Annotated in this window: 7 protein-coding genes and 1 pseudogene; 2 read left to right on the top strand and 6 right to left on the bottom strand. The window is 72.7% G+C overall.

Features of this window, described 5'->3' with window-relative positions; genetic code table 11:
* Positions 1–43 precede the first annotated feature (43 nt).
* Both ABZ923_RS39690 and ABZ923_RS39685 read right to left on the bottom strand, forming a co-directional pair.
* On the bottom strand, positions 44–2,326 hold the full coding sequence (locus tag ABZ923_RS39690) for a catalase (RefSeq protein WP_361482744.1): 2,283 nt from the start codon (positions 2,324–2,326) through the stop codon (positions 44–46).
* Positions 2,327–2,744: 418 nt separating this feature from the next.
* Positions 2,745–4,208, bottom strand: a complete 1,464-nt coding sequence (locus ABZ923_RS39685) for an ornithine decarboxylase (protein ID WP_361482741.1) — start codon at positions 4,206–4,208, stop codon at positions 2,745–2,747.
* A gap of 142 nt (positions 4,209–4,350) precedes the next feature.
* Between ABZ923_RS39685 and ABZ923_RS39680 the strand changes: the two genes are divergently transcribed.
* On the top strand, positions 4,351–5,517 hold the full coding sequence (locus ABZ923_RS39680; protein WP_361482738.1) for an amidohydrolase: 1,167 nt from the start codon (positions 4,351–4,353) through the stop codon (positions 5,515–5,517).
* Between the two features lie 22 nt (positions 5,518–5,539).
* Here the strand turns inward: ABZ923_RS39680 and ABZ923_RS39675 are convergent, their stop codons facing one another.
* On the bottom strand, positions 5,540–5,896 hold the full coding sequence (locus ABZ923_RS39675; RefSeq protein WP_361482736.1) for an ANTAR domain-containing protein: 357 nt from the start codon (positions 5,894–5,896) through the stop codon (positions 5,540–5,542).
* A 132-nt stretch (positions 5,897–6,028) separates the two neighbouring features.
* Between ABZ923_RS39675 and ABZ923_RS39670 the strand changes: the two genes are divergently transcribed.
* On the top strand, positions 6,029–6,979 hold the full coding sequence (locus ABZ923_RS39670; RefSeq protein ID WP_361482733.1) for a helix-turn-helix domain-containing protein: 951 nt from the start codon (positions 6,029–6,031) through the stop codon (positions 6,977–6,979).
* Between the two features lie 9 nt (positions 6,980–6,988).
* Here ABZ923_RS39670 and ABZ923_RS39665 read toward each other — a convergent pair whose 3' ends face one another.
* The 3 genes and pseudogenes from ABZ923_RS39665 to ABZ923_RS39655 all read right to left on the bottom strand — a co-directional run.
* Positions 6,989–9,529 carry a discoidin domain-containing protein gene (locus ABZ923_RS39665; RefSeq protein ID WP_361482730.1) on the bottom strand — a complete coding sequence of 847 codons (2,541 nt, stop codon included), beginning with the start codon at positions 9,527–9,529 and terminating at the stop codon, positions 6,989–6,991.
* 141 nt (positions 9,530–9,670) lie between these two features.
* On the bottom strand, positions 9,671–10,189 hold the full coding sequence (locus ABZ923_RS39660; RefSeq protein ID WP_361482728.1) for a hypothetical protein: 519 nt from the start codon (positions 10,187–10,189) through the stop codon (positions 9,671–9,673).
* A 233-nt stretch (positions 10,190–10,422) separates the two neighbouring features.
* A pseudogene (locus tag ABZ923_RS39655) lies at positions 10,423–10,730 on the bottom strand (monooxygenase); the annotation flags it as partial.

The following is a 10,730-nucleotide window of genomic DNA, read 5'->3' as shown; positions in this document are numbered from 1 at the left end:
GGCGCCACGCCGTGCGGGCGGTGTCCCCGCCCGGGGCTCCGGGTCAAGCGGCGGACGGGAACCTCTCCCAGACCCGGTGGGCCCCCATCAGCCGGGTGAGCTGCTGGAGCACCGTGCTGGCGGTGTCGCCGTCGACGACGCCGGGCGCGTCGAGCGGGATGCCGACCGCCTCCAGCGCGACCTCCCCGCCCTTGGCGGCGCCGATGGCCTTCCCGTGCCGGTACGCCTCCGCCAGCAGCAGCCCCACCCGCGGGTCGGGCGTGGCCTCCCGGAGGCTGGGCTGGCCCGCCTTGGCGTCCCGGGCGCCGTAGGCGTCGGCCCCCACTCCCGGGGTGCCGGCGACCAGCAGCGCGTCGAACTCCACGGAGCGCGCGGTGGCGTAGGTCCGCTGGACGGTCAGGGCGTCCGTGCCGTCGCCGAGGGTGCCGCCCGCCGGTGCGATGATCAGCGGGACCATGCCGCTGTCCAGGATCTCCTGGCGTACGGTCCGTACGCCGTCGAGGTCGCCGTCGGGGCCGGTGATGATGCCGACGATGCGGCCGTCGGTGGGCCAGGTGTGCCCGATCTGGGAGAGGGCGGGGCTGGGCTCGACGTCGGCCAGGGGGACCGTGGGCTCGGGGGCGGGCAGACCGAGACCGGCGGCGACGCCCGCGCACAGCTCCGGGTCGATGTTGGCGAGCACCTGCAACGCCCGTTCGCGGATGGCCTGTTCGTAGCACTTGGCGAGTTCGAAGGTGTAGGCGCCGATGATGTGCTCGCGCTCGGGCGGGCTCATGCTGAGCCAGAACCGGCGCGGCTGGCTGAAGTGGTCGTCGAACGACTCGGGTGCCTCGCGCACCTTGGTCGCCTCGGGGACCCGCACGGGCGTCTCGACGTACGCGCCGTCGAGGGACGCGCCCGGGGCGAACGGGCAGCCGGCGTCGAGGGAGTTGGGGCGGTAGGGGGCAACGCCCCGGTGCACGGCGGTCTGGTGCATGCCGTCGCGCAGCATGTCGTTGACGGGCGTGTGCGGCCGGTTGATGGGCAGCTGCGGGAAGTTGGGGCCGCCCAGCCGGGTGATCTGGGTGTCCAGGTAGGAGAAGAGCCGGCCGGCGAGCAGCGGGTCGTCGGTGATGTCGATGCCGGGCACGAGGTGGCCGACGTGGAAGGCGACCTGCTCGGTCTCGGCGAAGAAGTTCGACGGGTTGCGGTTGAGGGTGAGCAGCCCGATCGGCTGCACGGGGGCCAGTTCCTCGGGGACGATGTTCGTCGGGTCCAGCAGGTCGATGCCCTCGAAGGTCTGGTCGGGGGTGTCGGGGAAGGTCTGGATGCCGAACTCCCACTCGGGGTAGGCGCCCGCCTCGATGGCGTCGGCGAGGTCCCGGCGGTGGAAGTCGGGGTCGACGCCGTTGATGATCTGCGCCTCCTCCCACACCAGGGAGTGCACGCCCAGCTTCGGCTTCCAGTGGAACTTCACCAGGGTCGTCCGGCCCTCGGCGTTGACCAGGCGGAAGGTGTGGACGCCGAAGCCCTCCATCGTGCGGTACGAGCGCGGGATGCCCCGGTCGGACATGTTCCACAGGGTGTGGTGGGTGGCCTCGGTGTGCAGGGTGACGAAGTCCCAGAAGGTGTCGTGGGCGCTCTGTGCCTGCGGGATCTCCCGGTCCGGGTGCGGCTTGCCGGCGTGGATGACGTCCGGGAACTTGATGGCGTCCTGGATGAAGAAGACCGGGATGTTGTTGCCGACGAGGTCGAAGACGCCCTCGCTGGTGTAGAACTTCGTCGCGAAGCCGCGGGTGTCGCGGACGGTGTCGGAGGAGCCGCGGGAGCCGAGCACGGTGGAGAAGCGGACGAACACCGGTGTCTCGACGTCCTCGGCGAGGAACGCCGCCTTGGTGACGTCGGCCGCGGTGCCGTAGCTGCGGAACACGCCGTGCGCGCCGGCGCCGCGGGCGTGGACCACGCGCTCGGGGATGCGCTCGTGGTCGAAGTGCATGACCTTCTCCCGCAGGTGGTGGTCCTGCAGGAGGACCGGTCCGCGGGGGCCGGCCTTGAGGGAGTGGTCGGTGTCGTACAGCCGGGTGCCCTGGGCGTTGGTCAGATAGCTGCCGCTCTGCGCCATCCGCGCCTGGTCGGCGCCGGTCGGCTGCCCGGTGGGCGAGACGGTGTCCGGGCCGGTCTGGTCGGGCTTGGGAGGAAGCGGCTCACGGGGTTCGGTGGGTTCGGCGACCGGCGGCGACTGGGGTCCCGGCTTGCCGGGGATGCCGTCCTCCGGGCCGGAGGGTGCACCGTGGAGGGCGTCCGCCACCTTGTCCGCCGCTCGCTTCAGGGGGTTCGTCTCGCTCATCAGTACCTATTCCTTCGCAGGGTCACGGGGGCGGGCCCGGCATGGGCGAGAGGGGTGTCCGATGCACGGTGGCCACGCCGGGCATGCGGTCGACACCATGGGCATATCGGGTGCATCCATAAGGAAAGGGTCGACGGCGGCCCTGGTACCGAGGTCCCCGGGCCGGGGCGTCCGAAACCGGTAACCACAGGTGATTTCCGGTCGGGGTGAAGTCGGGCCGTCTCCTGGCGGGTTGCCGGGACGGGAGGCCCACCGGACGCGCGGGTCCGGACCCGGGAACCGCCGGCGGGGCCGGGCGTCCCTGCCGTGACGTGTTCGTCCGCAGGCCGGCTTCTTGACCCGGGGCAGACGGAGACCCGGCCGCCCGCACACGCCACCCTAGGCGCAGACACCGGCCGGCGCAGTTCGAGCGGGCCGGTCACGGGCGGGCCGCGACCCGCAGCGTCTCCAGTGAGGGGTCCGCCGCGCCCGCGATGAGGAAGCCGTGGGCGACACCGCTGCGCAGGTAGTCGAGGACCTCCGCGGTGATCACCTCGCCGGGTGCGACGACCGGCACGCCCGGCGGGTAGGGGCAGATCATCTCGGCGGCGACGCGGCCCACGGCCCGCTCGGCGGGCACCTGTTCGGCCGGTCCGAAGAAGGCGTCGCGGGGCAGGACGGCCTGTTCGAGTTCGAGAACGTGGGGCTCGGGCAGGTGCACGGCGGGCTGCCGCTCGATTCTGTCCGCCCGCTCGACCAGCGTGCGCACCGACTCCAGCAGCAGCTTCTCGGTCTCCTCGTCGTCGGCGTGGGTGATGGAGGCGCTGATCCGGCAGGTGTCGGAGCCGCCCACGTCGATGTGGCAGTTGGCGCGCAGCCATTCGGCCGCCTGCATGCCGCTGATGCCGAGGTCCCGTACGTCGACGACGATCTTCAGCGGGTCGAACTCGGCGGCCAGGCCCTCCTCGATGATCTCGCCGCCCATCACCCGCAGCCCCGGCAGCTCCCGCAGCCGGGCCCGGATGCGCTCGGCGCGGTGCAGGGCCGCGTCCAGGAGGCCGTGCCCCTGCTCCACCATCTGCCGCCGCCACCCGTCGAGGGTCGCGTACACCAGGGAGGAGGCACTGGTGGTGCCGAGCAGGTCCTCACGCTGCTTGAGGACGTCGGGCGAGATCCGGTCGTGCTGGAGGTGGAACACCGAGCTCTGCTCGATCGCGCCGCCCATCTTGTGGACGCTGGTGACGACCAGGTCGGCGTCCGCGTCCATGCCCCAGGCCGGCAGCCCGGGGTGGAAGGGCAGGTGGGCGCCCCAGGCCTCGTCCACGATGAGCGGTACGTCGAAGGCGTGACAGGCGTCGGCCACGCCCCGGATGTCGGCGCAGGTTCCCCAGTCGGTGGGGGTGATCAGCAGCATGCCCTTGGCGTCCGGGTGCTCGCGCAGCCGGGCCCGGACGTCGTCGGGCTCCGGCGGGTGGGCGAGGTGCCGTTCCGTGTCGAACTTCGGATGGACCCAGATCGGCTCCACACCGTTGATGATCACCGCCGAGATGACCGACTTGTGCGCGTTGCGGGACAGCAGCAGCTTCTCCCCCGGCCCGGCGACCGCACACATCGCGGTCTTCACGGACAGGGAACTGCCGCACGTGGAGAAGAAGGCGTGCTCGGCGCCGACCGCGTCGGCCATCAGCTCCTCGGCCTGTTGCAGCACGCCCTGCGACTGACGGCGGTCGTCCAGGCCGTTCAGGGAGAGCACGTCCGAGCGGAAGACGTCCATGCCGACGATCTCGGCGACGCGCGGATCGGCCCCGCGGCCCTGCTTGTGCCCCGGCGGCCCGTATGCCACGTCCCCCCGGCGCCGGAACTCCTGCAACGCCTCCAGGACGGGTACGCGCGAGTGGTCCATGGCTGTCCTCCTGAGCTGATCGGTGCCGCACCCACCGTGTTGCACCGGCCGGGCGCCGCAAACACTCCGGTGGGTGTCGGCGGGCCGTCCGGGTGGAACCCGGGCCGGCACGCACCACGCCCGCCGGACCGGAGGAGGTCTCGTGTCCCTGTACCAGCGGATCCGGGAGGAGGCCGCCCGGCGCGCCGACGCGCTGTGGGCCGTGGCCTCGGCCCTGCACGCGGAGCCGGAGACCGCGTTCGCCGAACACAGGGCGGCGGCGCTGCTGAGCGGCGAACTGGAGGGGGCCGGCTTCGAGGTGCGGCGCGAGGTCGCGGGCCTGCCGACCGCGTTCACGGCCCGCTCGGGCCGGGGGCGGCCGGCGGTGGCGTTCCCGCTGGAGTACGACGCCCTGCCCGGCCTCGGGCACGCCTGCGGGCACAACCTGATCGCGGCGGCCGGTCTCGGGGCCGCCCTGGTCGTGGACGCCGTCCGGGACGGCGCCCCGGGCACGGTCCTGGCGGTGGGGACGCCGGCCGAGGAGGGCGGTGGCGGCAAGGCCCTGGAGGTGGAGGCCGGGGTCTTCGACGAGGTGGACGCCGCCCTGATGTTCCACCCGGGGGTGTACGACTGGGTGCGGGCACCGCTGACCGCGCAGGAGCAGTACCGGGTCGCCTTCCGGGGCCGGGCCGCGCACCCGACGGGGAATCCGACGGAGGGCGTCGACGCGCTCGCGGCGCTGATCGAGCTGTTCAACGTGCTCTCGGCGCTCGGTCGGCGGCTGCCGGAGGGGTCCCATGTGCAGGGGATCGTCTCCCACGGCGGTACGGCCACGAACATCGTCCCGGAGTACGCCGAGGGCCGCTTCGGGCTGCGCGCACTCACCACGGCCGCCCTGGACGAGCTGGCCGCGCAGCTGCGCACGGCCGCCGAGGGCGTCGCGCTGGCGACCGGGACGAGCGTGACCGTGGAGCGCGCGAGTGTGCGGTACGAGCACTTCCGGGACAGCACGGTGCTGTCCGAGCGGTTCGCGGGGCATCTGGACCGCGCCGGGATCACCCTGACCCCGCCCGTTCCCGGGGTCTACCTGGGCTCCTCCGACATCGGCAACGTCAGCGGCCGGGTGCCCGCCATCCACCCCTTCGTCGCGATCATGGGCGCCGACGGCTCCGACCACACGCCGGAGTTCGCCGAGGCCGCGGCCTCGGAGCGGGCCCGCGGGGTGCTCCTGGCGGTGGTGGAGGCGCTGGCCTGCACGGCGGCGGACGTCCTGCGGGACGCCGAGCTGCGCGGCCGGGCGTGGGAGGACCTGCGCCGGGCCCCGGCCTGACCGCGCCCGCCCGCGGCCGGGCTCACCCCGGCCGGCCGCACGGTACCTCCTGCTCGCTCCTGCGGGCGTCGGCACCGGACTGGGCGCGCGCGTACTCCACGGCGGCGGGCAGCGCCCGGCGGATGACCTCGGGGAGCTCGCGCCGGGCCGGCCACTCGACCAGGCAGCGCGCCACCTCCCGCAGTTTGACGTTGGTGTGCTGCGACATGTGCTTCAGGGCCTCCCAGCCCTGCTCCCGCCGCAGACCGCCCACGGTGATGACCACGCCGATCGCCTGGTCGACCAGGGCGTGCGACACCAGCGCCTGGCGCAGCTGGTCCACCTCGTCCTGGAGTGCCTTCACCTGTTCCTGGTCCGTCTGCTCGTCGGGTCCGATCATGCGATTCACCCTGAGCGGGTCGGGCGCCCCCCGCCAGCCGCCAGGCGAACAACAGGGCAAGCCTCCGTACAGAAAACGAAAAATGGCTGGTAGAGAGCCCGTACAAGCGGGGATCAGGGGCAGCGGAGGCCCATGGAGACACTCACCTTCGACAGCGACGACCTCGATGTCACGGAGGACTTCCTCAGCCGCGCCTACGCCCGGATGCGGATCGGCAGCGGCAGCACCGGTTCCCGCCGCGCCCGGATCCGCCGTACCGGCATCGATTCGGTGAGTGTCGACGAACTCGCGCTGGACTTCGAGATGGACTACTCGGTGACCCCGCTGGGCCGGGTCTGTCTGTGCGTCGTGCACGAGGGAACCGTGCGGGACCACGCCTTCCAGGGCGTCGAGGACGCCTTCGGCCCCGGTGACGTGGTGCTGTTCGCGCCGCCGGACCTGCCGTACACGGGCCGGATCTGCAACGCCCGGTACAACATCACGATGCTGGAACCGGCACTGCTCGCCCAGGTGGCCGGGGACGGGGACGGCTCGCAGCCGGTACGGCTGACCGGGCACCGGCCGCGTTCGGCGGCGTCGGCGCGGCAGCTGTACCGCACGATCGCCCATCTGCGGGACACGGTGCTCGCCGACCCGGAGATGGCGGACCAGCCGCTGGTGGCGGCCACGGCGGCCCAGCACCTGGCGGCGAGCGTGCTGGCCGCGTTCCCGAACACGGCACTGGACGGGGCCCCCGCCGGTGACGCCGACGTGCACCCGGCAGTGCTGCGCCGGGCGCTCGCCTACATCGACGACCACGCGGACCAACCGGTCACGGTCGCGGACATCGCCGCCGCGGCCCATGTGACGGTCCGCGGGCTCCAGTACGCCTTCCGCCGCCACCTGGACACCACTCCGCTCGCCCAGCTGCGCCGGGTGCGGCTCGCGCACGCCCATCACGAGCTGGTGGCCGCGGATCCCGGCACCGGGGCCACGGTCACGGAGATCGCGGCCCGGTGGGGTTTCCACCATCCGGGCCGCTTCGCCTCCCTGTACCGGGACACCTACCGGCGGGCCCCGCACGAGACCCTCACCAGTGGCTGACCGGCTGCCTCAGGGGAACGACGTCACCTTGGACGGGACCGTGTCGGTGCCCGAGGTGGGTGCGCCGGTGCTGTTGACGACGTGCGCGTACTGGCCCTTGCCGCCCAGGGAGATCACCAGCAGGTCGTGCATCCTGATCCCCGGGGCCACGGGCACCTGGAAGCCGTGCGCCTGGACGATCGACGGGTCGGCCGTGTAGTTGCAGTAGCTGCCCAGGCCCCACGCCTCGTGGGTGGTGACGGAGTCGGCGACCTTGTAGGCCGCGTAGCCGGTGATGCCGTCGTGGGTGACGGCGGCGGCGTTCGGGGCGTCGTAGGCCTTCTCGTTCTGGAAGAAGATCGTCCGGCCGCGTTCTCCGCTCCAGTAGACGTCGTACTTGTTGAAGTGCTCCACGAACAGGCCGGTGGCGAGGACGTCGTCGCCGTTGACGCGCAGGCCGTAGTCGGCGCGGTTGGTGTCCCAGCCGACGCCGCTGCCGTGGTCGGCGCGCCAGATCCAGGTGTGGTCGATGACGACGTCGTCGCTGTTCACCACCACGGAGTTGGTGGCGAGGCCGGGTCCGGCGCCGCCGATACGGATGAACACGTCCTGCATGGTGGTCGGGTCGGCGGAGTGGTCGGCGCTCGCTCCCGGCGTGCCGATGCGCAGCAGGGTGTCGGAGTTGACCGGGCCCGCGTCGATCAGGAACCCGGCGAGCCGCACGCCGTCGACGTCGGCGACGTGCATCGCGTCGACGCCGTTGACCGGGACCAGGGTGGCGAGGCCGAGGCCGAGGACGACGGTGTCGGGCCGGGTGACCTCGATGGTCCGGTCGAGGTGGTAGACACCGGGCGTGAACAGCAGGTTGAGGCCCTGGGTGAGGGCCGCGTTGATCGTGGCGGCCGTGGCGCCCGGTTTGACGACGTAGAACTGGTCGAGCGGGAGGGACGTGCCCGCGTTCGCGGGCCAGGAGACGCCCCGGGCGTTGGTGCGCTTGGCCGGGACGAACACCTTGTAGGCGGAGCCGTCCAGGTACAGGAAGGGCTTCTCGCGGGAGACCGGGGTGGTGTCCAGGGTGGTGTACGGGCCGCTGTCGAAGTTGGTGGCGGGGGCGCCCTGGACGCCGGAGAACGTCATGTTCCACACGCCGTTGGTCCAGCCGCCGACCGAGCTGTCCCGGGTGTACCACTGCTGCTGGGAGTACGGGCCCACCGTACCGTCGATCTTCGAGTCCGCGATGTAGCCGCCGGAGGCCCAGCCGTAGCCGTTGGGGGCCAGGTTCAGGCCGCCCTGGACGTGCATCCGGCGGAAGGGCGCGGCCTGGGCGACGGCCCAGCGGTCGGTGCCGTTGACCGGCTTGAGGGAGAGGTTCTCCGCCGAACGCCAGAAGTTCTGGGTGGCGTTGCCGTTGAACCAGCCGGCGTCGACGGTGATGTCACCGTTGATCCGGGTGTCGTCGGGGTTCAGGCCGAGGCCGGAGATCGAGGTGTAGAAGCCGAGTTGGGCGTTGATGCCGTTGTAGGTGCCCGGCTTGAGCAGGAACTGGTAGCGGCCGGAGCCGAACTGGGCCGACTCCTGCTTGGCGAAGACGTCGTCGAACTTCTGCTGCAGGCCCGGGGTGGAGGGGTCGACGACGATGACGTTCGGGCCGAGGTCGCCGCCGCCCTGCACGGGCGGGACGCCGGTGGTGCCGGTGTGCACGGCGAACTCCCACAGGGAGTAGCCGTAGCCGGTGCCGCGTGCGGTGCCGAGGAGGCGCACGTACCGTCCGGTGCCGCTGACGTCGTAGGACGTCGTGCCGCCGGTCGCCCCGGTGACGCTCTTGAGGGTGTTCCAGCTCTGGCCGTCGGAGGAGGCCTGGATCTGGAAGTCCTTGCCGTAGGCGGCCTCCCAGTTCAGGTCGACCTTGCACAGGTCCTTGACGGAGCCGAGGTCGACCTGGAGCCACTGCGGGTCGGCGGCCTGGCTGGACCAGCGGGTCGCGGCGTTGCCGTCGACGGCGGCGGAGGCGGGCGTGCCGGCGTTCTCGGTGGAGGAGGCCGTGGCGGTCCTGCCCTGGGCGGCGTTGGCGGTGCCGCAGCCCGCCTGGCCGCCGTCGGTGCTGCCGAACACCTGGAACTCCCAGAGGGAGTAGCCCCATGAGGTGGCGCGGTGCACGCCGAGCATCCGTACGTAGCGGCCCTGGCCGGACACGTCGAGGGTGTCGACGCCGCCGTCCGAGCCGGTGACGGACTTCAGGTCGGTCCAGGTGGTGCCGTCGGCGGATATCTGGACCTTGTAGTCCTTGCCGTAGGCGGCCTCCCAGTCGAGGACGACGCGGTTGACGGTGGCGGTGGTCCCGAGGTCGACGCGGACCCACTGGTCGTCGCCCGCGGCCGAGGACCAGCGGGTCCCGGTGTCGCCGTCCACGGCGAGGGCGGCGGCGGTGCCGTTGTTCTCCTCGGACGACGCGGTGGCCGTCTTCCCCTGGGACAAGGGGGTTTCGGCCGCGGTGGCCGACGGGTGTGCGGTGGGCAGGGCGATCAGCGCGGCCGTGGCGGCCAGCGCGACACCCAGGGATCTCAGTCTCATTCTGCGGCTCCAGACGGGGGCGGGGTCGGGAAAACCGACCCCACGGCTTAGTTCATGTTTTGATTTAAGTGATGAACCAAGCGGGCCACAAGACTTGCGACACCAGATCCTTCAACCGGTGTGCACGGGAGAGGAGTTCACTCAGAGGCGCAGACCGTGCCCGCGCCCCAGCACCAGGTGCGGATCGTGGCGCCGTTTGGCGTCCGCGAAGGACCGCCAGCCGGTGCCGTGATGCTCCCGCCAGTCGGCGGCGGACAGGGGCAGGGCGTTGACGGGATAGGCCACGGCGCCGGCGGCCCGGGCCAGGTCGTGGGCGGCACGATTGGCGGCCACCATCCGGGCGGCCGTCTCGGGGCTGCCCGGCGGAGCCGTGCGCAACAAGGCGAACAGCCACAGGACTCGACCGGGCGGGCGGCGGAAGAGCGGCGCGCGCAGCCGGCCGGAGACGAGGGGGTAGAGCAGGACGAGGCCGGTGGTGCGCAGGTCGGCGAAGGCCGCGTCGGCGATGGTGAAGGCGCCGTCGCCCGTCGGGGCGAAGGACCACGACGTGCGGGCGGAGCCGGGGGCCCGGGCCACCGACGTGACCGCGGAGCCGCCGGACGCCTGGGCGAGGATCCGGCCGGCGCCGCTCGCGATGCGGTACCGGCGGCCGGTGTCCACGGGCGGGGCGGCCGGTGCGGCGGCATCGACGGTGACGTCGACGTACTCGCCGGACGCGTCGTGGGAGCAGCCGAAGGAGCAGTAGGCGCGGGTGCTCCTTGTTGCCGAAGGGCCGGTTGCACGGAACGATCCGGCCCCGGCGACGCCCCGGCAATGGACTCCCGTGCGCCGCCTCTTGCACTTTCCTGCGCGCGGGACGGTGGGTGCGACCGCGTTCGCGCAGGGCGCGTGGTTCAGTGCGGCTCGGGCGGGACCGCGGACAGCGGGGTGTCCCAGTCCAGTTGGCGCAGCAGCCGCTCGTCCGGCCCGGCGGGACGGGCCGCGACGGGTGCCGGCCCGGACGGCGTGCGGGCGCCGCGGGAAAGGCCGCCGCTGACGGTGATGTTGTGCTCGGCCCGCGGGCGGCGGTGCCGCTCGTACGCGGTGAACGCGGCCTCGGGGCCGGGCAGGTCGCGCAGCGCCTTGGCCAGGACGACGGCGTCCTCCAGGGCCATCGAGGCGCCCTGGCCGGTCGCCGGGGGGGCGGGGGGGGGGGCGGCCC

It is taken from the genome of Streptomyces sp. NPDC046881, assembly GCF_040645015.1.
In the GTDB taxonomy this organism is placed as follows: Bacteria; Actinomycetota; Actinomycetes; order Streptomycetales; family Streptomycetaceae; genus Streptomyces.
Note: the sequence above shows the minus strand (reverse complement) of the source record. Positions and strands in the feature narration are given on the sequence as shown.